The 23,697-nt window shown below is 35.9% G+C and carries 22 protein-coding genes and 4 pseudogenes; 10 read left to right on the top strand and 16 right to left on the bottom strand.

Annotation, left to right across the window (positions count from 1 at the left end; genetic code table 11):
- Positions 1–65 precede the first annotated feature (65 nt).
- Positions 66–359 carry a TIGR00366 family protein gene (locus tag ACQKII_RS22920; protein WP_427462776.1) on the top strand — a complete coding sequence of 98 codons (294 nt, stop codon included), beginning with the start codon at positions 66–68 and terminating at the stop codon, positions 357–359.
- Positions 332–511, top strand: a pseudogene (locus ACQKII_RS22915) (SDR family oxidoreductase); the annotation flags it as partial. The gene ACQKII_RS22920 and the pseudogene ACQKII_RS22915, both read left to right, overlap by 28 nt.
- Before the next feature lie 137 nt (positions 512–648).
- On the opposite strand, the gene ACQKII_RS22910 reads toward ACQKII_RS22915, so the two are convergent.
- Entirely contained in the window at positions 649–1,287 is a 639-nt protein-coding gene (locus ACQKII_RS22910; RefSeq protein ID WP_427462748.1) for a LysE family translocator, read from the bottom strand.
- Between the two features lie 178 nt (positions 1,288–1,465).
- On the opposite strand from ACQKII_RS22910, the gene ACQKII_RS22905 reads away from it, so the two are divergent.
- A complete protein-coding gene (locus ACQKII_RS22905) occupies positions 1,466–1,891 on the top strand; it encodes an SRPBCC family protein (RefSeq protein ID WP_427462747.1) in 426 nt (141 codons plus the stop codon).
- Positions 1,888–2,208, top strand: coding sequence for an ArsR/SmtB family transcription factor (locus tag ACQKII_RS22900; RefSeq protein WP_427462746.1), 321 nt, complete (start codon positions 1,888–1,890; stop codon positions 2,206–2,208). Before ACQKII_RS22905 ends, ACQKII_RS22900 begins: the two co-directional genes overlap by 4 nt.
- A 67-nt stretch (positions 2,209–2,275) precedes the next feature.
- Here ACQKII_RS22900 and ACQKII_RS22895 read toward each other — a convergent pair whose 3' ends face one another.
- The gene (locus tag ACQKII_RS22895) at positions 2,276–3,055 is read right to left on the bottom strand and encodes a YqhG family protein (protein ID WP_427462745.1); all 780 of its coding nucleotides are present in this window, start codon (positions 3,053–3,055) and stop codon (positions 2,276–2,278) included.
- Between the two features lie 19 nt (positions 3,056–3,074).
- On the bottom strand, positions 3,075–4,586 hold the full coding sequence (locus ACQKII_RS22890; RefSeq protein ID WP_427462744.1) for a DEAD/DEAH box helicase: 1,512 nt from the start codon (positions 4,584–4,586) through the stop codon (positions 3,075–3,077).
- 403 nt (positions 4,587–4,989) lie between these two features.
- On the opposite strand from ACQKII_RS22890, the gene ACQKII_RS22885 reads away from it, so the two are divergent.
- Entirely contained in the window at positions 4,990–5,814 is an 825-nt protein-coding gene (locus ACQKII_RS22885; RefSeq protein WP_427462743.1) for a methyl-accepting chemotaxis protein, read from the top strand.
- Positions 5,815–6,086: 272 nt separating this feature from the next.
- Here ACQKII_RS22885 and ACQKII_RS22880 read toward each other — a convergent pair whose 3' ends face one another.
- From ACQKII_RS22880 to ACQKII_RS22860, 5 genes are all read right to left on the bottom strand, one after another.
- Positions 6,087–6,767, bottom strand: coding sequence for a cyclase family protein (locus tag ACQKII_RS22880; protein ID WP_427462742.1), 681 nt, complete (start codon positions 6,765–6,767; stop codon positions 6,087–6,089).
- Entirely contained in the window at positions 6,768–7,832 is a 1,065-nt protein-coding gene (locus ACQKII_RS22875) for a zinc-dependent alcohol dehydrogenase (protein ID WP_427462775.1), read from the bottom strand.
- Between the two features lie 56 nt (positions 7,833–7,888).
- On the bottom strand, positions 7,889–8,752 hold the full coding sequence (locus ACQKII_RS22870; protein WP_427462741.1) for a 3-hydroxyacyl-CoA dehydrogenase NAD-binding domain-containing protein: 864 nt from the start codon (positions 8,750–8,752) through the stop codon (positions 7,889–7,891).
- 16 nt (positions 8,753–8,768) lie between these two features.
- Positions 8,769–9,398, bottom strand: coding sequence for a carboxymuconolactone decarboxylase family protein (locus ACQKII_RS22865; RefSeq protein ID WP_427462740.1), 630 nt, complete (start codon positions 9,396–9,398; stop codon positions 8,769–8,771).
- A 231-nt stretch (positions 9,399–9,629) separates the two neighbouring features.
- A complete protein-coding gene (locus tag ACQKII_RS22860; RefSeq protein WP_427462739.1) occupies positions 9,630–10,961 on the bottom strand; it encodes a short-chain fatty acid transporter in 1,332 nt (443 codons plus the stop codon).
- A gap of 109 nt (positions 10,962–11,070) precedes the next feature.
- Between ACQKII_RS22860 and ACQKII_RS22855 the strand changes: the two genes are divergently transcribed.
- A complete protein-coding gene (locus ACQKII_RS22855; RefSeq protein WP_427462738.1) occupies positions 11,071–11,397 on the top strand; it encodes a DUF3870 domain-containing protein in 327 nt (108 codons plus the stop codon).
- Between the two features lie 34 nt (positions 11,398–11,431).
- On the opposite strand, the gene ACQKII_RS22850 is transcribed toward ACQKII_RS22855, so the two are convergent.
- From ACQKII_RS22850 to ACQKII_RS22830, 5 genes are all read right to left on the bottom strand, one after another.
- Entirely contained in the window at positions 11,432–12,625 is a 1,194-nt protein-coding gene (locus tag ACQKII_RS22850) for a thiolase family protein (protein WP_427462737.1), read from the bottom strand.
- An 11-nt stretch (positions 12,626–12,636) separates the two neighbouring features.
- A complete protein-coding gene (locus ACQKII_RS22845) occupies positions 12,637–13,272 on the bottom strand; it encodes a 3-oxoacid CoA-transferase subunit B (RefSeq protein ID WP_427462736.1) in 636 nt (211 codons plus the stop codon).
- A complete protein-coding gene (locus ACQKII_RS22840; protein ID WP_427462735.1) occupies positions 13,265–13,951 on the bottom strand; it encodes a CoA transferase subunit A in 687 nt (228 codons plus the stop codon). Before ACQKII_RS22840 ends, ACQKII_RS22845 begins: the two co-directional genes overlap by 8 nt.
- 13 nt (positions 13,952–13,964) lie before the next feature.
- Entirely contained in the window at positions 13,965–14,681 is a 717-nt protein-coding gene (locus ACQKII_RS22835) for a carboxymuconolactone decarboxylase family protein (protein WP_427462734.1), read from the bottom strand.
- 206 nt (positions 14,682–14,887) lie between these two features.
- Entirely contained in the window at positions 14,888–15,730 is an 843-nt protein-coding gene (locus ACQKII_RS22830; protein ID WP_427462733.1) for an alpha/beta fold hydrolase, read from the bottom strand.
- A 371-nt stretch (positions 15,731–16,101) separates the two neighbouring features.
- Here ACQKII_RS22830 and ACQKII_RS22825 point away from each other — a divergent pair, with 371 nt between their 5' ends.
- Together ACQKII_RS22825 and ACQKII_RS22820 are read left to right on the top strand one after the other, a co-directional pair.
- The gene (locus tag ACQKII_RS22825) at positions 16,102–16,674 is read left to right on the top strand and encodes a dienelactone hydrolase family protein (protein ID WP_427462732.1); all 573 of its coding nucleotides are present in this window, start codon (positions 16,102–16,104) and stop codon (positions 16,672–16,674) included.
- A gap of 162 nt (positions 16,675–16,836) precedes the next feature.
- A pseudogene (locus tag ACQKII_RS22820) lies at positions 16,837–17,559 on the top strand (LytTR family transcriptional regulator DNA-binding domain-containing protein); the annotation flags it as partial.
- Positions 17,560–17,663: 104 nt separating this feature from the next.
- Here the strand turns inward: ACQKII_RS22820 and ACQKII_RS22815 are convergent.
- The 3 genes and pseudogenes from ACQKII_RS22815 to ACQKII_RS22805 all read right to left on the bottom strand — a co-directional run.
- A pseudogene (locus ACQKII_RS22815) lies at positions 17,664–17,807 on the bottom strand (IS3 family transposase); the annotation flags it as partial.
- Positions 17,808–18,043: 236 nt separating this feature from the next.
- Positions 18,044–19,305: pseudogene (locus tag ACQKII_RS22810) on the bottom strand (APC family permease).
- Positions 19,306–19,759: 454 nt separating this feature from the next.
- Positions 19,760–20,881 (bottom strand): alanine dehydrogenase, encoded by a 1,122-nt coding sequence (locus tag ACQKII_RS22805; RefSeq protein ID WP_427462731.1) that lies wholly within the window; start codon positions 20,879–20,881, stop codon positions 19,760–19,762.
- 447 nt (positions 20,882–21,328) lie between these two features.
- Here ACQKII_RS22805 and ACQKII_RS22800 point away from each other — a divergent pair, with 447 nt between their 5' ends.
- Together ACQKII_RS22800 and ACQKII_RS22795 are read left to right on the top strand one after the other, a co-directional pair.
- A complete protein-coding gene (locus ACQKII_RS22800) occupies positions 21,329–22,969 on the top strand; it encodes a PucR family transcriptional regulator (protein ID WP_427462730.1) in 1,641 nt (546 codons plus the stop codon).
- A gap of 318 nt (positions 22,970–23,287) precedes the next feature.
- Positions 23,288–23,566 carry a DUF1963 domain-containing protein gene (locus tag ACQKII_RS22795; RefSeq protein ID WP_427462774.1) on the top strand — a complete coding sequence of 93 codons (279 nt, stop codon included), beginning with the start codon at positions 23,288–23,290 and terminating at the stop codon, positions 23,564–23,566.
- Positions 23,567–23,697: the final 131 nt, after the last annotated feature.

Genomic DNA, 23,697 nt, shown 5'->3' with positions numbered 1-23,697 from the left:
TGGGATGGTAGAAAAAGGAAGGGGGGGTTTTAGTGAAAACGTTAACTAAATTTTCGAATACTATTATGGAAAAGTATTTGCCTGATCCATACATATTTGGCACTATACTCACGGTGCTAGTCTTATTATTAGGAGTTACATTAACAGACTCTTCCCCACTTGATATGGTCACATACCGGGGAGATGGTTTTTGGGGACTGTTGGCCTTTACAATGCAGATGGTGATTGTACTTGCTGCGGGACATATTTTAGCTAATAGCCCCGTATTTAAAAAAGGCTTATCATCGATTGCTAGTAAAATAAAAACGCCAAGTATGGCTATTATTGTTACAATGCGATTGCACCGGGACTTATCTTAACACCCGCCGCAAAAAATAATATGCCACAAGATATGCTAGATATCTATTCTAAATTTAATGCGCTGCCCTACCGCGGTGAAGCTGATGATATCGGGCATGCAGTCGTTTTCCTTGCCTCTGATGAATCTAAATTCATGACTGGTCAAATATTGTAAATTGAAGGTGGTCATTATATTGCAAATCCAACAATTGCAGATACAAATGGTTTGCGAGTCAACAAAATAAAGCATAGCTAAAAATCTGCAAAGACACTTTTTTCTATAAAGATAACCATATGAAAAGCCCATATTTAATGGGCTTTTTCTAATGCAAGCTTAATGCCAAATCCAATTAAAATTGTACCCGTTAGTCCCTCAATAACAGTCTTCGTTGTAGGTCTTTTCATAAATAAACTGATTTTATCCAACAAGAATACATAGAACACAAACCATAGAGCTGTTATAGCAGTATAAATGAGACCCATGATCAGAAATGGCACAAATGTCGCGTTCGTGGCATCTACGAATTGTGGTAAAAACGTTAGGAAAAATACCGCTACCTTAGGATTCATAATATTCGTCAAAAATCCTTGCTTGAAACATGATTGATGTGCGTATTTATTATCGATTTGCGACTCATCATTTAACACAGGAGGCTGAGTGCGTATTGTTTTTAATGCCCATAATGTTTTTACACCCAAATAACATAAATATACTGCACCTACGTATTTTAAAGCTGTAAATACATATGCTGACTTTACAATAATTGCAGAAAGTCCAATAACTGCGGCTAACGTATGAATCAGTAAACCGCAGCATGAGCCTAGTATCGTTTGTATACCTCCCTTTCGACTAACGGTAAGCGTATTCTTTGTCGCAATGGCTGTATCTGGACCAGGTAAAATAATCAGCAACACACACATCAGTAAAAAAACTGATACGTTTACCATTTTTAATTCCCCCTTCAATATCTGAAAATTATAAAAATTATTCTACCATATGTACAGAAATACGGAAAGACAACCATAGATAAAAAATATCTTGCACTGCTATAATTGACACGAAACCCTAAGGTGTTATAAAATCATAACACCTTAGGGTTATATTTAAACAACAGGAGATGTTAGAATGACGGAACAATTACAAAATATTATAAAAATAATTACGCTAAATGCACCTATTGATAAGGTGTGGGAATCGGTTACGAATGCTGAAAAACTAGGATCTTGGTTTATGCCAAATAATTTTCAGCCCATTGAAGGGCATGAATTTACCCTACAATCCCCATTCGGACCTTCTCCATGTAAGGTGGAACAGGTGGATGCGCCACATTTCGTGCGTTTTTCTTGGGATACGGATGGATGGTTTGTAACCTTTGAACTTGAACAGGTTGGCGAACAAACAACATTTACATTAACTCATGGTGGTTGGAAAGAAGCATCTCATATCATACCAAAAGCTAAAACGTCAGCAGAAGCTGTTCGTGAAAAAATGGAAGGCGGCTGGACAATGATTATCAACCAAAGATTAAAAGAGGTTGTGGAAACCAAATGATACAGCTTGCTGAAAAATATGATGTTTTTCAAGCAATTGCTGATCCAACGAGACGTCATGTTCTCCAACTTCTTGCAGCGAGTGATAAGCCAATCGCTCATATCTCTGAGCATTTTGCCATTAGCCGTACTGCTGTCGTCAAGCATTTAAAAATATTAGAGCAAGCCGAGCTTGTATCTGCCAAAAAGATGGGTCGAGAGAAAATTTATACATTACATGCTGAACGCTTGAAAGAGATTGAAGACTGGTTACAGTATTTTGATTTATTCTGGGATAATAAGCTGGTCCAGTTACAAAACTTCGTGGAAAAAGAATAAATATAGATCCGATAGAAATACAAAATAATAAAAGAGCTGTCCGAATGAATTTCAGACAGCTCTTCATTTATCTCATATAAAATAATCCACCATTAATAATTTCAACTTTAATTTTCGCATCGTATTGTTCTTGTAATGCTTTCTTTTCGATCTCATAGCACTCTGGCTTTTGCTCTTCATCTTCATAAAAATAGTCTAATACGCGCTGATCGCGTTGCCACCTTTTTTTTGCCTCCACTGCCCAATCATGATTATCTTGTCCAATAATCGTATCGATTGCAGCGTCTAATCTTTGCAGGGCACGATTGGGCTTAATAATATATTGCACATGAAAAACATTCTCAGACTGAGTTGCATCCAATTCAATTTTACTCAATACCTCCTGAAAGTCCTCTAAAATCATGCCTGTCATTAAGTTCATGCCAAAAGAATACAGCATTTCTTTTGTTCGATCGCAACAATAGGATACTTTATAATTCACACCGAGCCAAGGTGTAAGCATGGTCTGTTCTTTAGCCGCATCAACTTTCTCAAACATTTGAACAAATGTCCCAAGCTCTCTCGTTGCTTGAAACAGCTGATTCAGTCTTGGAGAACCGAAATTCACTATTTCTCCACGAACGTTATTCGTTAGCGCCGTATGATCTGTAATAAATGTTACTTGTGCAGGGATTGGTTCACCATCCGTAGCTTCTACGTATTGCCAATAAAAGGGGCGATTCATAATTCTTTTATCCATATCAATGGTTAATTGTACTGTGAGATAATGGTCATCTTCACCTAAAATATGGCAATCATTTTCTGTGAAAAACTGTCTTAAATAACTGTGAACTTGATGTGGAAACATGGCGCTCCCTCCTCACATGTCAAACGGATTTTTTGAAATTTGTTAAGATAGCATCTAAGTCTCCTACTACCTTCTCAAATACATCGATTTTCGTATGGAGCAATGCCAATATATCTTTTTCAATCGTGTTTTCTATAGCCAAATTATAAATATGAACGTCATGTTCTTGCCCTAACCTATGCACACGACCAATACGTTGCTCAAGCTTCATGGGATTCCAAGGCAAATCGTAGTTAATGACATGATGACAGAATTGAAGGTTAATTCCTTCCCCACCTGCTTCAGTAGCAATGAGCACCTGCGCTTTTTCCTTAAAAAGATGCTTCATATAGTCTCGCTTATTTTTATTGTACTTGCCATTAAAAAGAACGCTCGTAATGCCTTTAGAATGTAAGTACCATTGCAAGTAGATTTGAGTTGCCCGATACTCCGTAAAGATAATGACTTTATCATTGGCCTGCTCTATAATTTCCAGCATTTTTTCTGCTTTAGAATTTACTTCTAAAGCCATTAATTTGGCAAGTATCTCTTCAATCTCTTTGGATTCCTTACTATCTTCGAGCATTTTTGATAAAGTTAAAGCCGTCGCTTCTTTGCTACTGCACATTTCCTTTTGCAAAGTAATTAATGAGAATGAGCCTGTAGAAAGCGTTCCTAGTAAATCATAAACTGCCTTTTCCTCATTAGTAAATTGAATTGGAACGATTTGAACACGACGTTTTGTCCACTCGATACCCGTGTCTTCTCTTCTATTTCTAACCATCACCTGATTAACTAACTCTTTCAAATAATCATCATGTTCTAAATCATGCTTGCTCGCTGAAAATGCTGATTGGAATGTTTCATAATTTCCCAGATGACCTGGTTTTAGTAAAGAAATCAAATAATATAATTCAAATACATCATTTTGAATGGGTGTGGCGGTTAATAATAAGCAAAACTTTTTCTTTAGGCTTTGTACAAATTCGTAAATTTGAGTTTTATGATTTTTTAATTTATGGGCCTCATCGATAATAATCATGTCATAATCTTGCTCATAAATAAGCTCTTTATGTGGGCTCTTTTTTGCCGTATCCATGCTCATAATTACAATATCATAGCGGTCAATTGGGCAATTCTTTTTATAAGCTATTGCTGGAATATGAAATTTTTGATTTAGTTCTTCTATCCATTGATTAATAAGTGAAGCCGGTGCCAAAATCAACGCTTTTTTTACAAGCCCCCGAATAAGGTATTCCTTTAAGATTAGACCCGCTTCAATCGTTTTACCAAGCCCTACTTCATCAGCAAGTATCGCTTTCCCGTTCATTCGTTCAATAACGGTTTCAGCCGCTTCTAACTGATGGGTGAGCGGCGTTAAATTGGGTAAATATTTAGTCGCTTGTAAACCCGTGAATTCGGGAATTAAATTCATTTTCAAATTATCATAGCTCATCTTGTACAATGTCCAACTATCCCATTTTTCAAGATTTTCTAATCGATTTATAAAGCCTTCTTCCCATTCGGACGACCTTTCTACTATCATGATCATCACCTCATGCTATTATTTCTTAGTTAGGTTGTCCAAAAAAGTAAAAGCTATGTTCATTTTTGCTCTTGTAAAAATATACATATGTGAAGTGAAATTCAGGTAACTTTTTAGAAACAAAATCTAAATATGTCCTTATATCTACTACCTCCAATAAAAACAAAGCCTATAATGAGCAGTTTCTAGCTATCAATCAAACAATTCTATAAGAATGATAGATACAGTCTATTAAATTGCGTATTTGAAATAAAATTTATCCAAATTCAAAGGATATTGGTAAATTTTAGTCTTTTTATAAACTTGTTTATTTCATACAATTAAAAGAGTATTCTGATTAAATATTTCAACAATATTTACTTATTATTACATGTATTAGCTACAATCAATTTAATATAAGGGGGATATTATGAATATTATTGAAGCTTTAACAGCAGCAATGCCTTACATTCATCTGGCACTCAAAGAAGAAGCCATGATGGCATTGGTTGAAAAAGAAACGGAAAGCATTGTTGTTCATCTGCCAGGAAAAAGAATAGATGCAGGCTATAAAAATGGTGATAAAATCCATCCTGATGATGCAAATCTTCATTTACCACTTAAGGGCCATAGTTCAGATTTAATTGTACCAAAGGAAGTTTATGGAGTGGATTTTAACGCCTTTGCATTCCCTGTTCGTGACAATGGGAAAGTTGTAGGCGCGTTGGCTTTTGGATTACCTATTGATCGTTCCTTAAAGATAGATAACTATATCCGATCGATGAATGACATTATTCACAACCTCCAAGATAAAGTACATACGATTGCATCCCATTCAGAAGAGTTAGCTGCCACAAGTGAAGAAGTTAATAAACAAGCGCAATTTGCTTTAGAAGATGCAGAAAAAACAAATGGTGTCACAGATTTGATTAAGAGCATTTCACGGCAAACAAATTTACTTGGGTTAAATGCATCCATTGAGGCTGCGCGTGCGGGACAACACGGGGCTGGATTTAATATCGTCGCACAGGAAGTCCGAAAACTTTCTCTTGAAACAACTACTGCAACAGACAGCATTGAATCATCACTACGCAATATCAACAATAATCTAGAAAACTTAAAACAAAATATGGGTCAAATTAATAGTGCCACTAATGAACAAGCTCAACTTGTCCATGATTTTAGCGAAATTATTGAAGAATTAAACACACTCAGTATTGAGATGAAAACTTTTTTGACTCAGTCATCAAGATAACATTTAAGGGGCTGTCCTAAAAGCCTTTCAAACATTGACAAGCTATACAGTAGAAATCCGCTTTGCTTTCCCGTAGGAGTCTAAGCGGATTCTTACCTTTACAAAAAAAGAATGACAGGATTTCGCCTAGCATTCTTTTTAGATTAGATTTTCTGAGGATTATTCTCAAACCTCGCAGATTCAAAATTTCACTTGGCTCGCCGTACTGTAGGAGTAGCCCGAATTTATTATTGAGGCATGGTTAACAGCATACTTCACATTGTATTAACGAGTTATTTGACATATGCTACCGCTCTTACTGGTGAAGCAGTTGAGTTTTTCAATTTAAGAGGCAACGCCATAAAAGTAAAACGTTCATTTAAAGGTAACTGCTCTAGATTAACTAGGTTTTCTACTATATAAATAGGCACACTCAAAAGCTTTAAATGCACTTCACGTTGCATATTGTCATGCACATCAATATTTGCTAAATCAAGACCTATGCATTTTACTTGTTTTTCAAATAACCAATCACCTGCACTAGTAGCAAAAGCATGCTCTGCGAAAAAGTCTCCTTCTCCCCACTTAGCTGTGCGTGTTCGTACTAATACAATATCATCCTTCTGTACAGTAATCCCTTGTCTTTGCTCAGCCTTTGAAAGCATTTCTGCAGTTACAGGCTCAAATGGATCTTTGAATGAAGATACATCGAGTAAGACAGCATCCCCATAAGTTTTTGTTAAATCCATTTCAGCCGTAGATTCTCCACCTCGAATAAAGTGAAGAGGTGCGTCAATATGTGTCCCACTATGATCAGACATACGTAAAAAGCGAGATTCAAATCCTTCACATGGCGCTACGTAACGATGACCTGAGTTGTCAAATGTAGATTCTTCTTGTATAGCGATCGGTGGATGTGATGTATAGGAAACTAAGCCATCATAAATTTCTAATGTTAAATCAATAATTTTCATTTATACTTCCTCCTTAAAATGAATCACAACTTTTCCATTTACTTTGTTTAGCGCACTTTCAAAACCATGAAGACTATCTTTAAATGAAACCGTATGTGCGACTAACTTATGAAATGGATATTTTGCATCCGCAGCCATGTGTAAAACCGCTTCATAATTTGCTTGTGTAATGCCATAACTGCCTTTAATCATTATTTCACCACGTACAATTTGATCCATTGGCACAGAAAATTCAGCTGCATTAATGCCGACTAATACAAGCTGGCCTCCTCGTTTGAGTAAACGAATGGCTTCTTTCGGAATTGATGGATGACCAGAACAGTCAATGATTGCATCATAGCCTGAAAACTTATCGTCAATTAGTGCCTCCATCGAAACAAACGTTGCTTGTACACCTATCTTTTTTGCTAACTGCAAACGACTCTTATCTTGTGGAACCCCTAACATATGTGTTTCTTCATTACCTGCTCCCACTAATATAGCTGCTACCCCCAACCCTATAGGACCTGGTCCAATTACTAAAATCGACTTTTTCTTGTAATCAGCTACTTTTAATACAGCGGTATAACTAACGGCTAAGGCTTCCGAAATAGCTGCCACTTCATCACTTACAGCATCGTCAATGACAATAATATTATTGAAATCTACTGCCATATACTCCGCCATACCGCCAGCCTCACGGAAACCATAGCGAAGAGCTTCCGTCGGTGTTTTTATATATTTATATTCATTGAAGTCACAGCAATTTGTTTCACCGCGTTGACAATAATCACACACGCCACAGCTTTTATATGGATTAATGACCACTCTTTTATTTAAGAGTGATGTATCACCAGAAGCTCCCATTGCTATTACAGTTCCTGTTACTTCATGCCCGAGCACAAGTGGATACGTGACCCAATCATAGCCACCATGTCCATCATACATATGCAAATCGCTCCCACAAATACCAACAGCACTCACCTTTAGTAAACACTCATTATGATCTAACTCCGGGACAGTATATGTTTTAAACTGAACATCCTTTTTCTTTGTTGAACACTTTACTAATGCTTGATATTCCATCACCATATCTACTCCTGTTCTGATTTCATAATCCTCGACAACTATAGAGGTTACTTCTACTGAACTATTTTAATAATATCTATTAATGTCTTTTCTTTTTGTGCTAAATATTGTTGCTTATCGATGGATGACCAATCGTAAAAGCCTTGATCGGATTTCATACCATATTGTTTTGCGTCTATTTTCGCATGATGTATCGCAAGTGGTTTCGTACCATTTTCTAAAGTTGGGTATACATAATCGACAATGGCATAATGCGTATCTAGACCATTTATATCCCGTTGCTCAAGTGGCCCTGTATTGGCTAACCGTACACCTAGGCTCATTTTAGCAATAAAGTCTAACTCTTCAGCTGTTACAATTCCCTTCTCAACCAAAGACATCGCTTCTCTAGCAAGTGCACTTTGTAATCGGTTTGCTACAAAGCCCTCTATTTCTTGTTTTAATAAAATTGGCTTTTTACTTATGCTCTGTAAAAATTGCATGGTAGCATTTGCCCGGTTCTGTGATGTATAAATGCTAGGAACCACTTCTATTAAAGGGGTAATATGTGCGGGCGAAAAGAAATGCGTCCCGATTAAGCGTTCTTTATGCATCATTTTTACTGCAATGTCGCTAATTAGATAACTCGAAGTATTGGTACAAAACGTAACTTCTTTTCCATAAAATGAATCCAGCTGTTTAAATAAAGCTTGTTTTACTTGTAAATTTTCAACAATAGCTTCAAAAACAAATGTTAAACCATCAATTTGTTCCAATTGCTGTAAAAAAGTGATTTGTTGTAAATCTGATTGCTGCTTCAATTGCTGTATTCTTTCTATATTAGGCTCATATAAATAGACATTCACGTTATATTGGATAAAATATTTCGCGATAGCCGAGCCCATAAAGCCTCCGCCTATTATCAGTACTTTTTGCATAGTTGGGTCTCCTTCTTTAAGCTTTACCTTGCTCATCATTCCAAATTACTTGTATGCCTACCGCATAAATACATAGCGCTTTAACTTCATCTAAAACAGTGGCATTCGCACCAAGTGAAACGGCATTTGCTTTATGAATCAGAATGCCTTTTTCATAGGCTTCACAAACGTTAATGGCATATAATAATAATTCCTTCAGTAATCGAGACACTACACCATCTCGCAAAGAAGTCGTACGCAGATTGCTATATTTTAATAATGTATCTGGTGCGTAATCTACTAAATATTGAATCCATGTTGGTAATACATCAAACTCTTCTTGATAGTAATCAATACATTCCTGCTGTGAGGAAAATGCAGCTATCTCTTTCCTCTCTTCAACAACCACAACGTCCCCTTGAAGCTCAATTGCATAGGAAATCGCTTCTATCCCAGATAACCAAGTGGGAATGCCTCTAGAAATAATGGCTGATGCAATCAGTTCAGCAATTTCAGGGACGCTATTACCTGCTTCAACTGCCCGCTCTACGAAATACAGCATTTGTCTTTCCTCACGGCGTGCTGCAAATAAACTTACAAGTATCAGTGTTTTGTCCCTTTTTGTTAATGTACCTTCTGTTAGGAGCGCTTGATACATCGTCGACATTCATATTCCCCCTTTTATAAAAAAGCTGACTAAACAGATCAATTAAATTTTGATACAAAAAAAATTCGCTCTCCTTCCGCGGACGATCCACATGCCTCACAAGTGCTAATGCATCTGCGGAGGCTCGCTTGGCTCGCTTCCCACAGAAGTTTAGCGAATTTTTTGCTGAAATCCTATAATACTATTACTCTTTAATTTGGAGCATCTACCGTTTTAATACAGTCCTCTCGGCTACAGTAAATATGACCAAGCTAACATTGCCATAATGTAAATAATACCTACAAAGAACATAATCATAACCAGGAAGCCCATAATATCTTTTAACTTCAAACGAGAAAGTGCTAACGCTGGTAGAATCCAGAATGGTTGTACTAAATCGTTCCAGGCATTTCCTAACATAACGGACATTGATGTTTCAGATAAAGATGCGCCTAACTCTTTTGCGGCATCAATCATGAATGGCCCCTGTACTGCCCAGTGTCCCCCAGCTGAAGGTGCAAAGAAATTAATAAAGAATGAACTAATTAATCCCCAAAACGGCAGCGTATGCTCGTTGGATAAGTCAACGAATACTTTCGCAATGGTATCTACTAAACCAGAAGCAGCCATAATTGCCATAATACCCGCGTAGAATGGAAATTGCAGCACAATCCCTGAAATTGTTTTAATCCCATCTGCTAAATGCTCAGCATAACGTGCAGGCGTCCCTAGTAAAATAATTCCTAAGAATAAAATGATAAAGTTTAAAATATTTAAGTTTAATGAATTACCGTTTGTGAAATATATTACAATATAAATCAGACCTAACGCACCAATTGTGTACGCTAAAATGCGACTATTATTCAATTTATTTGCTAACGTATTATCGACTAATAGATTTAATTTTACTTTTGGTTGATCTGCATACAATGCTGGATCAATCTCCACAACGTTTTTCGGATCTTTTGGATGCAACATCGCATTAAATAAAGGCAATGTAATTAACAGCACGACCGTTGTAATAATCATAGGTAAGCTAAAAATTGTTTCTGATAATGTCACTAAGCCCATTGCATCTTCCAAGAAGTGACCTGGAGTGGAAATTAAAATTGGAATCGAAGCCGATAAACCTAGTCCATAGAAGGTAAATCCAGAATAAGCTGCTGCAATGATCAGCGGGTAATGGACCCCTTTAACTTTTAAAGCTAATTTTTTTGCAATAATCCCACCAATAACTAAACCAAATCCCCAGTTTAAGTAACTACCAATACCCCCAACAAGCGTTGCAACGATAATTGCCATTTTTGGCGTATGCACCATACTTGCAATCTTGTTTAGCAATTTATCTGTTATAGGTGCTGTAGCTAGTACATATCCCATTGCAAGAATAACAGCCATTTGCGTAGTAAATGCTAATAAATCCCAAAATCCCCCACCCCAAGCAGTTGTTAAATCCACAAAACCAATATCCTCAATTACTAATGCCAAAACAAACGTTAGTAATGTAAGCCCAATCGCAAATACAAATGGATCTGGTAAATACTTCTTCATTATATCTGTGAAAAAATTTGTTAACTTTTCCATACTAATTCCCCCTTGATGTGTTGAACTAATTAATTTTTGGAAGTACCTCTTTATTGCGTAAAACATGATAGAATTAACTTACAATCTATACATTTTGGAGGTCATTTCCTTGCAAAAATTAACTAGTATTTTAGTGACCGCTTATGCAAAAGCACCCCAAGGCACGTCCATGTACGAGATGTACAAGCATGCCGGTATTGTGTTAGAAATTGATAAAGAAACCCATAAAATTATTGATGCAGAATTTACTTTCATTACTAATCTTGCACAAGACTTCTTTAAACGTATGTTGATTGGCTTTGATATTACAGCCAATATTGATGAATTAATTGCTCGTGTAGATGAGCACTATTATGCCCCATCAAGTGGTTCAGTCGTAGTTGCTCTAAAATCTGCACAAAAGAGATACCTTGAAAAAATTCAAAAAGATAGTTAAACATTTCACCGAGTCCATTGTACTCGGTGTTATTTTATGCTTGGCAGTTTTCAACGATTGTTGTCACACCAAGTCCCCCTGCGATGCATAATGTGACTAAGCCATAACGTTTCCCTGTTCGTTCAAGCTCATAAATAAGCTTTGTCATTAAAATAGCACCGGTTGCCCCGATAGGATGCCCCATAGCAATAGCACCACCATTTGGATTCACCCGATCTATATCTAAAGCAAGTTCATTGATCACTGCGATAGATTGTGCGGCAAAAGCTTCATTTAATTCAATAACCTCGATGTCTTGAATCGATAAATTTGCTTGCTTTAATGCTTTTAATGTAGCTGGAACTGGGCCGATTCCCATAATAGATGGATCTACACCAGCGGCTGCTTGTGCCAGTATTTTCACCTTGGGTTTGTAACCTAGTTCTAGTGCTTTTTCTTTCGACATCATTAATAATGCCGCGGCACCGTCATTACGCCCGCTACTATTGCCTGCTGTTACTGATCCACCTTTACGAAATACTGGCTTTAACGTACTTAACTTCTCTTGACTCGTTAAAAATGGATGTTCATCTTTTTCAAAAATCTCTACTGATTTCCGTTTTTTCACTTCGTAAGGAACTATTTGTTTTTCAAAATAACCTTCTTGTACTGCATGAGCTGTACGTTCTTGACTACGATGTGCAAATGCATCTTGCTCTTCACGAGAGATCGCATATTTTTCTGCTAAATTTTCTGCTGTTTCAATCATCGTTGAAATACCGTAAACTTCAAACGGTTGAGAGCCTGGTTGACTTTCTGTATTCGGATCTAAGATAGCCGCATTACCAACACCATAACCATAGCGTGCATTTCGTAAGTAATACGGTGCTGTACTCATAGATTCAGTTCCACCTGCTATAATAATATCGCTGTAGCCAAGTGCAATTTGCTGTGCCGCATTATTAATGGATTGTAGGCCAGAACCGCACTGGCGATGTACTGTATAACCTGGAACTGTAATTGGTAATTCAGCACGTAAAGATGCAAGGCGTGCAACATTGGATTGATCAGCACTTTGTTTTGCTTGTCCCAAAATTACTTCATCAATTAGCGTTGGATCTAGTTTTGTACGATCAAGGAGTGCATGAATCACTTTTGAACCAAGAATATCCGCTGTCTCATTGAGTAATGAACCACCTAACTTACCAATAGCTGTTCGAACGCCTTCTACTATAACTACTTCTTTCATGCTTTTTCCCCCTATTTCAGTGCATTGACAAAACTTGCTTCCGTACTTGCCTCTACTTGCTCTAATGTTATGTCAGGCATTAATTCAACCAAATGTAACTGTCCATCTACATAGTTGAAAACAGCCAACTCCGTAATAATCGTATCAACGCTACGTGTTGACGTAATCGGATAAGTGCAATCCTTTAAGATCTTACTTTTCCCGTCTTTAGATGTATGCGTCATCGTGACAATTACCTTTTGTGCTCCGATTAGTAAATCCATCGCACCACCAACACCAATAATATTTTTACCTGGTACTGCCCAGTTAGCGATACGTGCTTGCTCATCTACTTGTAGTACGCCCAAAATGGCTACATCTACATGCCCCCCTCGAATCATGCCAAATGACTCTGCACTATTAAAAAAAGATGATCCAATCGCTTCTCCAACTGGCATCTTTCCGGCATTCACTACATTCGGATCGATCTCCTCTTCATCAACACCTACAACTCCGAGCATGCCATTTTCTGTATGAAAGTGAACATTGTCATTTTCTACGTACTTAGCCACAAGTGTGGGAATTCCAATCCCTAAATTAATAATTTGTCCGTCTTCTACTTCCTTAGCAGCTCTTTTTGCTATTAGCTCCTGAATTGGATTAGCCATGTTCCACGACACCTTCCTTCGTTAAAATCTTTTGCGCTACAATTATGCGATCAATGAATAAGTGTGGCGTAATGATATCGTCACTGCTTAGTTCGCCCGCTTCTACAATTTCATCGACCTCAACAATTACTGTCTTTGCAGCAGTTGCCATAATCGGATTAAAATTACGTGCGGTTTTGTAATACACTAAATTACCAAGCTTATCTGCCTTATGTGCACGAATAATTGCAACATCCGCCTTTAACGCTTCCTCAAATACGTATTCATCACCATTGATGACTTTTGTTTCTTTGCCTTTCGCCAAATCTGTACCGACTGAAGTTTTCGTATAGTAACCACCAATCCCTGCACCGCCAGCTCGAATCGATTCAGCTAATGTACCTTGGGGTAATAAATCAATTTCTATTTCTCCTCGTTGGAATGCCTCGCCAACATCTCGATTCCCAGTAAAGTAAGAGCCAATTGCTTTTTTTACTTTCTTTTGCTCTAGCAATTTACCAAGACCCTTTCCTTTTTCCCCCAAATTATTACTGATAATCGTTAAATTATTTACGTCTAACTCTACTAGTGCATCGATTAAAGTGAGCGGACCGCCTACTAAACCAAATCCACCAACCATTATCGTTTGACCACTCTCTACACAAGATAAAGCTTGTTCTACTGAATCATAAATTTTCATTGTATTCACTCCGTTATTTTTGGATAAGAGCATCACTAATTTCAAACCAAGATGGAATGCCTGCTGTTAATAGGCAAATATAGCCTAGCTCTGCCAATTCCGCTTCTTCTACACCTATTTCACGTGATTGTTTCGCCCAATAATCTGTTTCTGCATTTTTCAATACGGTTGTGTAAATGCCTGTCATTAAAATATATTTCATTTGTGTTGATACAACATTGCTATCAAGTAATGCATGTTTTAAAGCGTTTTCATCTTTAGCCTCAAAGCAACTCAATAATTTCTCAAAATACGTCTCACTTTTATCTTTCGAAGCAAACGTACTGTAGTAGCGCACAATATCAATCGCCGGTGCTTCATGCGAAATTTTGTCAGCACTCGTATTCGTTAGTTCTAACGCATAGTCAAATGACTGCAAGCCGATTTGTAACGCTTCTTCTCCACCAAAGTTAAATGCTACGAGTAAATACTCGATCAATTCTTCGAGTGTGGCACCACCATCAATGGCGCCTTTCGTGTGATACACCATACTGCGTGCATAATGTCTTGCAGCATTTATTCCGACTAGCAAAATATCTTTTTCTTTCACAGATAGTACACCAGGTGCCATTGCTGCTCCACGAAGTGCTGTATAGTGGTCTAGCATCGCTGGATTATAATCGTGCATTTTTTGCACCCATCCTGGTACAACATCATAAACTTTTTTGAAATACTCTAGTCCTGTTGCCATCTAATAACTCCCCTTTTTAGAAAATTTGAATAAAAAAAGGCCACACTTCCCCAAAAGCACGGCGTTTACCGTACGTTAAGAAAAGTGTAGCCAACAGTCAAGCAGGGAAAGTAGAAAAAGGTCTTTTTTCTAAAGCTGCTCGATAGGCATTTACTATTTGTTATTTAATTATTCACATAAAATTTAAAAAACTGCAACTCTTTTTTTTAGAAACGCTCTAAAAAGCGCAGTATTACTGGGTTAACATCTTTTCTTTCTTCAAAAACCAAAGTGTAATGATTACTATCCGAAGTGAATTTCCAAATATTTTTTGCATATTTGAGCGTTTCTGTATAAGATTCAGCTAAAAATAATGCGGGCATTGCTCCAATACCACCAGTTGAATGAATTAAAAGTATTGGACATTCCACTTTTTCAAAAACTTCTTCAGGCTTGTAGTCATAAAAACTTTGGAAATCTAAACGAATTTTATCTTCGTCAGACTTATTTTCCCAATGTCCATCTTGTACTGCAATCTCATAACGCCCAACACTTGTTAAATGATCTGTCCATTCAACGCCTAGCCGACCATAAATTGCTTTTATTTCCTCGACATATGCGTCTGCTGTTTCATAAGGCTTACTAATTCGGCCCAATGAAGGCTCAACAATTTGACGTTGATGATCTGTACAAGTGGCAGCTCCATCAAGTAAGATTACACCTTTTATATCTTGTCGTTTACTCGCAACATTCGCCATGATAAATGCACCCATTGAATAACCCATTAAAATCGGTCGTTCTATGTTTAATGCATCAATCAAGGCCAATATATCTTGTGTATGTAACTCAATACCTGTATTTGCAGGTGCCGGTGCACTATTGCCACGCCCTTTTAAATCAACCGAAATAAAACGATACTCGCCTTTTAAAAGTTCAGCATAATAATGCATTTGCATATGGTTCCCTGTTAAGCCATGTACCGCAATAATCGTACCTTTCTCACCTGGATAATCTGCAAAATGTAATGCACCACCATTTACATTAATCGACTGGTATATCATTTCCATCATCCTCCTCGTAAAATATAAAGTTATTTTTACATTGTTATTTTAAAAAAGTCAAAAATTTTTTTCTGAAGTAATACATGTTTTACTCCCTTTTTAAAAAATTCTAAAAAGATGTTTACCTACTGTTCTTGGCGAAAATATTATTTTAATATAAATAAATCTTTTATTTCATTTCCAATTTGCACTAAAATAATTGCTATCTATATGACTTTAACTAAAGTTTATATTTTTCCAATTTAATGTACTTAAAAGTTATTTTATGCTTTGTATAATAAGAAAGAAAATACCAGCCCATAAATTTACTTTTAATGAATAAAATATACTATTCTATCGCTGTTTGTTACACTATTTGAAAAAGCAAATAAGGAGTCTCCATGATTAGAAAAAATAGAAAAATATTTATTTTACACGAGATTTATGGCGTGAATGATTTTATTCGGGAACAGGCTCTTGCATATAATGATGCGTATACCGATGTAGAATGTATCCATTTTTACTCTGATGAAAAAATTTTCTCATATACTCAGGAAGAAGAAGCTTATGCACATTTCACAAATGAAATTGGTTTTGACGCTCCCTTAAAAATACTTGCTAGAAAGCTTAAAACTGCTATCCAGCAATATGACAAAGTACTTGTTATCGGCTTTAGTATAGGCGCAACAATTGCTTGGCGACTTTCTACACTACCTTTGCATCGTGTTGTATGTGTATATGGCTCACGGATTCGCCAATATCTTGATCTGCAACCAAGCTGTCCGACACTGATTCTTTTACCTAGTCATGAAAAAAGTTTCAATGTGCAAGACCTGAAACAGGCACTAAATCACATACAATATGTTCAAACTATTCAATTTCCAGGTGAACATGGATTTATGGATTGTTATAACTCTGCATATCATTACGAAAGTGCTATTCATGCACATACGTATATAAAAAATTTTATATAAATCTATTATCTGGTGGAGGCTATCACTTTGAATCAACAACAACTTTTAGAAATCGACCCTTACACTGAATCAGGGAATGTCATTTATCCAAGCTTTCAACTTCCTTTACATACGGGAACTATTGTTGGCATCTATACAGATGTAACGAAAATTAATACTTTGATGCAATGGTTTACAAATCGAGAAAATACATATACGCATGTACGTGAGAGTGCATTATATGAGCGACTTACTGTAAGCGAATATATACAGTTTTCTATGAAACTTTTTACAGCTTCTATTCAAAATAAAGAGGATATATTAAAGCTGTTTTCTTTGACTGAACAAAAAAGTAAAAAGATTTATAAGCTTCCTAATGGCGAAAAACAAAGTTTAAAATTGCTGCATACATATCTAAGCTCAGCAGCCATTCAAATAATTGAAGGGCCCTTTCAAAACTTAGATGAATTTTCAAAGCAAAATGTTCTCAAGTTTTTGATTGCTCTTCAAAAACAAGAAAAGATCATTGTTTTACTTTCGAACAATTTGGAGGAACTAATTATTTCGAGTAATGAAATATATAGATTAGATGCATTAGGTTTACATGCACTTGATGTAAAAGAGGATGAATTTGAAACAGTCTCCACTCCTATCGAGAATGCACCAATAAGGCTTGATAAAATCCCAACAAAGAAAAATGACAAAATCATTTTGTTTAATCCGCCTGAGATTGATTACATTGAGAGTGTTGAAGGTCTCGTTTGCGTTTATGTGGCGAACGAAGCCTATCCATGCACATTATCCCTTAATGATTTAGAACAAAAATTGACACCATTCGGATTTTTTAGAAGTCATCGTTCTTATATCGTTAACCTACAAAAAGTACGAGAGATTATTACTTGGACCCGTAATAGCTACAGTAATGGTACCATTCATTATTTTAGGTATTTTATTTATAATCGTTTTACTAATTCAACAATCTTTCTTTATTTTGTTAGAAAAAATGCAACGCGATACCAACGCATCCATGTTTCCACTTGTGTTTTATGCCTTATATTTAATTCAATTAAAACCTGCTTCGTTGGTATACCAGCCAATCGCATCTCAATAGCCTTCATTTTTACTTCGTATGAATAACTCACTCTTGTTCCCATAGAAAAAACACCTCCTAATTGAAGTTTAGGTACCTAAACCCGTATACCCGATTTCAATTGAAGATGCTTTTTTTATTTGTCTATACTCTTGGGGTCCGTCCCCTTTTTTTGTTTTCTTCAAGCAAATCTTCTTCTAAGCGTGAAATTTGCCTCATTTCAGCAACACCTCTTAGGTTTGATACTGACAATAGTTATGTTTAAGCTGTAAATTTATCGTATTTATAAACATCATGACTTTATTTTAAACCTACTTCATAATTTTCTTCGATTTGCAATACTGGTGGCTGTTCTTTAAGTCCTTTTGTCAATGCAAGTAAATAAATACAGCCTATTATTAACCAACTTACTCCAAGTATTTTTGAGTGGACATCAAGATTTACCAGCAGCAAAATATTAAAAGAAGCACCTAAAATAGGAATAATTAAATATAAGATAGTTCCTTTTATCGAGCGTTCTTTTTTTCTAATATAATAATGAGCAATTACAGCAATATTAACACAAGTATACGCTAGAAACGCCCCGAAATTAATAAATGATGCTACAAGCTCTAAACTTAAAAATAAAGCAAGCAAAGAGAAAACACTAATGAACAGAATATTATTTACAGGTGTTCTATATTTCGGATGCAGGGTGCCAAAGAACTTTTTAGGAAACTGTCCATCTCGCCCCATCGTATAAAGGACTCGTGATGCACTTGCCTGGGAGGACATCGCACTACCCAATACAGCTAAAGCGTAAAGAGCAAGGTATATTGAATACATCACCTTTCCACCAACAAAATTAATAATTTCGTAGGCAGCCGCATCAGGACTATTAAAGGTCTGATACGCTGGCCATATAAGATGTGAAAAATATGAAACACATGTAAAGATTAACCCACCACCAAGAGTAATTAAAATAACAGCTCGTGGAATTGTTTTTTTAGGGTTCACTGTCTCTTCTGATAACGCTGTAACTGATTCAAACCCTAAGAAACAAAAACATAATAATGCTGCTCCAGCTATTGTATAACTATAGGGTTCTTTTGAATTAAAGAACGGCTCAAGAGAAAAAAGAGTGGCCGTGCTTTCTCCCATCAAAATTTCCTTAATAGAAAAACCTATAAAAATAAGAATAAAAAGAAATGCAAAAATCGTTATTAATGCGTTTATACTGGAAGCAAACTTCAATCCTTTGATATTAATAAATGTGACGAGCATCAGCATACCTGCAATCCAGACGTAACTAGGAATTATAGGAAAGGCTGCCGAGAAAAAAATACCAAATGCCAAATAATTTACATAGGCATAAATAAATAATCCATTAAGATCACCCATCCGACAAGAAATCCGACAGAGGGATTGATTGATTTTTGCGTGTAAACATAAGCTGATCCTGAAGTTGGAAATGCAGTTGCCATTTTCCCATAACTATAAGCTGTGAACATCATTACCACTGTTGCAACTATCATTGCCCCCGGAACCATGCCGTGGGAAGTATTAGCCGCAATACCATACATAGTAAAAGCTGTGGTTAATCCCATAAATGAAAAACCAAACATTACAACTGGAATGAGTGTCAGAGTTCTATCTATTTTTCCTATATTTGACATGACAAACACCCACCCCTTTCCCCTATTTAACCCCTTTTTAAAAAATAGTGTTTATTGTATTACTTCCATAGCTTTATTAATAAGTAGTTTTCTAGAAACCATAAAAAGATCAGTAAGATGCTAGGTTAGCATTCTATGAATTGTCTAGAATTTTTTCCTAAACTTATTTACCTATTCCTTGCAAAGATTCTCGTCAGCAGGTTGACAAAGATAATTCATTGAAATGTATATTACATCTTATATAATTCCAATCTTCACGAAGGTATCTTTACTGACCTTCAGACTTTTTAATTGGTAGAAACATGTTCAATAACAATAGATATGAAAAGTAGAAATATGAGATTGCTCTAAAGACATTTCATTATTTGGACGATAGTAACTCCATTTTTATATCTGTATAAGGCATGTTATGATTGATCCCAACCTCGTGATGAACAATTTCACCGTTCAGAGTACTGATACAATTTTTTACTATTACATCATTTTCTATAACATCCTTCAATCCATCATTCGAAATATTCATAATATACTGACCGGTTGTCATCAACATTATGTTTGTCGAGGTTTGTGGACATAATGCAGGCATATTTGGGACACAGTAATGTAGAACATCTAGTTCATAGTAAATTGGTTCCTCTAAAGTCGTATAACGTGAAGTTTCGATTAAACCGGCTCCAGTGATATCAATAATCATAGAATAAGGTTTCATTTTACTGACCATCTCGCGTGTTATAAGAGGCTCAGTTACCCCTGGCAACGGATATATTGTATTAATTAAAACATCACTTTGAATAAGCTCTTCGAACATTAATTCTTCATCCCAATACAAAACGTCCACCTGAGGCAACTGATTGTTCAAATAATCCATACGTTTCATTGATGCTTCTATTATTGTCACATTTAATCCGAGACCCACGGCAACTTGCGCAGCATTGAGTCCAGCATTGCCACCACCAAGAATGAGTACGTTGCTCGACGGTAAACCAGCCAATTTTCGTAGAAGTACACCTTTTCCACCATTTCCATACTGTGCATATTTGACTGCTTCAAGCATTGCTAATGTTCCTGCGATTTCACTCATTGGTTTAATCGTAGGTCTAGTTCCATCAGGTAAAACGATTAATTCCATTGATATTGAAGTTACCTTTTTATCTAGTAACGCTTGTAGCATTTCATGATCCACATCTTCCGCTAAATGGAACCATGCCATTATCATTTGATTCTCTTGAAGAAGGTCATATTCATAGGGTTGAAGTTCTTTCACTTTAACAACAAATTCTGCCTTCTCATAAACCTCTTCAATTGAGTTTACGATTTTTGCTCCAGCCAAAACATAGCTCTCGTCACTAAAACCACTAGCATCACCTGCCGAGTTTTGTATTAACACTTGATGACCGAAGCTTGTTAATTTTTTTACCCATGATGGATTTAACCCCACTCTAGTTTCTGCAGTTTTTAATTCTTTAGGAACTCCTATTATCATTGTGCATTCTCCTTTTGAAATTTATTTGTGTGAATATTATAAATATTACACATGAATAACAACCTTTGCATTGGACACGAGGTTAAATTTTTATTATTTTATTTTTAACTAAGAGCAATAAATAAAATACCTCAAGGCAGGTCAGCTGAACTTTCCTGAATACAACATTAGTAAAAAAAGTAATAATTCTTCCATTATTCATCTATTGTCTGGTCGTTTTCATTTTAAATAAACAAGTGTTATTCTATTGAATAGATTAATAACTGATCAAAAAAGCTTTAAATGGATATATTACGATAGATTCTCAGTTAAAAAATACTTTTGTAGACACTGATCCTGTTACTTAGATTAAACAGAAAAATGACTCCATATTTTATGGGATTAGATTTTCTAGTATAGTTGTAATAAAATTACTCTATCAACAGTAAATAAATCGAGGAGGTACATATGCTTACTGTACAAGATGTACTTAAACGCTCACTCTTTTCAAAGACGAAGGTAGTTGCGGGTGCAAACGGGTTGCAACGTCAAGTCAAATGGACGCATGTTCTTGAAATCCCTTTTTTTGATGATACCATCTTTCAGGGAAGTGAACTGATACTCTCCACTGGCTTTGGGTTTGAATGGAGAGACTCCTCCAATACTTCATTTTTGTTTAATCTTATCGAACGCAATGCCTCTTGTTTATGTATAGAACTTGGACACTATTTCGAAGAGATTCCTAAAGAAATGATTGAGATGGCAAATGCGTATAACTTTCCAATTATTATTTTCGAAAAATTCGTAAATTTCGTAGAAATAACACAAGATATACATTCGTTTATCATTAATGCTCATCATGAAAAGTTGGTTGAATTAGATTCAATTTCAAGAGAATTCCATTCTTTGTCACTCACTACACATGGATTATCAAATATATTAAAACTATTGCAACAGAAGACTGAAGCATCAATTATCTATCTTCCTTTAGAAGGAACGCCTTTTTCGATTCCAAGCTTAAATAATGATATTATGGAGCAAATACTCCAAATTATTTATAAAGATAAGGATAAATGGAATTACAGAATTACAAATGATCCTCCCTTTGAATGGAAGATGATAAATCGTACTATCCTTCTCCAACCAGTTGGGGCAATGGACCAAATCTGGGCGTACCTTGTAATGGTTTTAGATCGTAAATCGGATGAGTTTGATTCCCTATTACTTGATCGTGCTTCCCTCGCAGTTTCACAAGACTTATTGAGAAAATATTATTTAGATGAAAAGAGATTACGTTTAGAATCTACATGGTTAAATGATTTAATTTATGGACGAATTAATAATGAGGAACAAGCATGGGGCTTTACTTCGTTAACATCTAAGCGCAATTCCATTCGTTATCGAATTGTAATCATTGAGATTGAAGAGGCATTCCAACCGTCTTCATTAAGTTTATTGGATGAAGAAAATGAATCTGCTATTTATCATTACTCTTTAAAAATTCGTTCTGAGTTCGAAAAATATTCTTTTACACCCTATATCACATCAAAAAGAAATCAAATTATAGTATTAGCTATTGATCTGGGAACAACAAATTCCTCTAAAGAACGTATCTTGAAAGTGGTCGATACCTTACTATTTGTTAGAGTTGGTGAGTCTAGCCAAATCCGTATAGGAATTGGACGACAATACCAATTACTTTTAGATGCTCATAATAGTTTTCGAGAAGCACAGTTAGTTTTAAATTATCCCACATTTTCAACAAGTGCATTTTATGAAGACCTAGGCATATATCGTCTGATTCAATTAATTCAGCAGAATCAAGATACAGCCAGTTTTATTGAGGACTATCTCTCACCGTTAATTTACTATGATAAAGAGTACGGAACAGAATTGCTTCTGACTTTAGCAAAATACTTTGAGTTTGATCGATCAAAGAAGCTTACGGCTCAAGATTTATATATTGTAAGACAAACACTCTACCATCGGCTGGAAAAAATAAAAATGATTCTTAATTTTGATTTTGAGGCACCAGAGAACAGATTGAATGTTGAAATAGCTTTGAAAACATATCAATTTACACAACAAGGAGGAGTATCTTCGAAGTAGTTATCAATCGAAAGTAAATGTAAATAAATGTATGTTAAACTGTCGGAATTCTGAAAAAGGCATTTTGATTTATACTAGAAAGCTTATTTGTTGATTCATGAACTACACCAAGATTATCAAATAGGAATCTTCTTATTCCGATAACTTATTTCCTTACTGTCGATTTAAAACAAGGCTGTTAGTTGAATAAATTATTTACTCTAACTATTAAAGAAAAATCATATAAATCCTTATAATTTCAACTTTCTTATATAACAATTCATTTCGGTAATGCAAGCAGCATCAAAATCACCACTTCGGTAATAAGCTTATCTAGGAATAGATGGTCATCCTGATATGATTCAAGGGGATATGTATTTACAATGGCAGTTTGTTACAAATGGTTTATATTGTGGGGATCCAACAGCCTACAATCACCCGTTACACATGGAGCTTGAACCACACGCAAAGGATTGGCATCTCCTATTACAGCTTGATTCGGAAGATGGCCTCGGCTATATGTGGGGCGATAGTGGCAAACTCTACTTCTGGATTCGCAAGGAAGACTGCAAAAATAAAAAATTCGATAAAGCCTGGACTGTTTTGCAATGCTATTGACTATTTATATGTATTCTAAGAGTTGAGATAATAATCCTTATTGATACAGATAGGTAAGCCTTTGAAGTTATCGCTGGCTTTTCCCCCTGTTCACACCGTACGTGCGACTTTCACCGCATACGGCGTTCCAA

The sequence above is a fragment of the Lysinibacillus sp. NPDC048646 genome, from assembly GCF_050272295.1.
In the GTDB taxonomy this organism is placed as follows: Bacteria; Bacillota; Bacilli; order Bacillales_A; family Planococcaceae; genus Lysinibacillus.
Note: the sequence above shows the minus strand (reverse complement) of the source record. Positions and strands in the feature narration are given on the sequence as shown.

What these genes read in the sequence shown, in the direction of transcription:
- ACQKII_RS22805 (WP_427462731.1), bottom strand. Translation starts at nt 20,881, where the DNA reads ATGATAATAGGAGTTCCTAAAGAATTAAAAACTGCAGAAACTAGAGTG.
- ACQKII_RS22905 (WP_427462747.1), top strand. Translation starts at nt 1,466, where the DNA reads ATGACGGAACAATTACAAAATATTATAAAAATAATTACGCTAAATGCA.
- ACQKII_RS22885 (WP_427462743.1), top strand. Translation starts at nt 4,990, where the DNA reads ATGAATATTATTGAAGCTTTAACAGCAGCAATGCCTTACATTCATCTG.
- ACQKII_RS22840 (WP_427462735.1), bottom strand. Translation starts at nt 13,951, where the DNA reads ATGAAAATTTATGATTCAGTAGAACAAGCTTTATCTTGTGTAGAGAGT.
- ACQKII_RS22835 (WP_427462734.1), bottom strand. Translation starts at nt 14,681, where the DNA reads ATGGCAACAGGACTAGAGTATTTCAAAAAAGTTTATGATGTTGTACCA.
- ACQKII_RS22825 (WP_427462732.1), top strand. Translation starts at nt 16,102, where the DNA reads ATGATTAGAAAAAATAGAAAAATATTTATTTTACACGAGATTTATGGC.
- ACQKII_RS22800 (WP_427462730.1), top strand. Translation starts at nt 21,329, where the DNA reads ATGCTTACTGTACAAGATGTACTTAAACGCTCACTCTTTTCAAAGACG.
- ACQKII_RS22850 (WP_427462737.1), bottom strand. Translation starts at nt 12,625, where the DNA reads ATGAAAGAAGTAGTTATAGTAGAAGGCGTTCGAACAGCTATTGGTAAG.
- ACQKII_RS22830 (WP_427462733.1), bottom strand. Translation starts at nt 15,730, where the DNA reads ATGATGGAAATGATATACCAGTCGATTAATGTAAATGGTGGTGCATTA.
- ACQKII_RS22845 (WP_427462736.1), bottom strand. Translation starts at nt 13,272, where the DNA reads ATGGCTAATCCAATTCAGGAGCTAATAGCAAAAAGAGCTGCTAAGGAA.
- ACQKII_RS22890 (WP_427462744.1), bottom strand. Translation starts at nt 4,586, where the DNA reads ATGATCATGATAGTAGAAAGGTCGTCCGAATGGGAAGAAGGCTTTATA.
- ACQKII_RS22900 (WP_427462746.1), top strand. Translation starts at nt 1,888, where the DNA reads ATGATACAGCTTGCTGAAAAATATGATGTTTTTCAAGCAATTGCTGAT.
- ACQKII_RS22860 (WP_427462739.1), bottom strand. Translation starts at nt 10,961, where the DNA reads ATGGAAAAGTTAACAAATTTTTTCACAGATATAATGAAGAAGTATTTA.
- ACQKII_RS22870 (WP_427462741.1), bottom strand. Translation starts at nt 8,752, where the DNA reads ATGCAAAAAGTACTGATAATAGGCGGAGGCTTTATGGGCTCGGCTATC.
- ACQKII_RS22880 (WP_427462742.1), bottom strand. Translation starts at nt 6,767, where the DNA reads ATGAAAATTATTGATTTAACATTAGAAATTTATGATGGCTTAGTTTCC.
- ACQKII_RS22895 (WP_427462745.1), bottom strand. Translation starts at nt 3,055, where the DNA reads ATGTTTCCACATCAAGTTCACAGTTATTTAAGACAGTTTTTCACAGAA.
- ACQKII_RS22920 (WP_427462776.1), top strand. Translation starts at nt 66, where the DNA reads ATGGAAAAGTATTTGCCTGATCCATACATATTTGGCACTATACTCACG.
- ACQKII_RS22875 (WP_427462775.1), bottom strand. Translation starts at nt 7,832, where the DNA reads ATGGAATATCAAGCATTAGTAAAGTGTTCAACAAAGAAAAAGGATGTT.
- ACQKII_RS22910 (WP_427462748.1), bottom strand. Translation starts at nt 1,287, where the DNA reads ATGGTAAACGTATCAGTTTTTTTACTGATGTGTGTGTTGCTGATTATT.
- ACQKII_RS22865 (WP_427462740.1), bottom strand. Translation starts at nt 9,398, where the DNA reads ATGTCGACGATGTATCAAGCGCTCCTAACAGAAGGTACATTAACAAAA.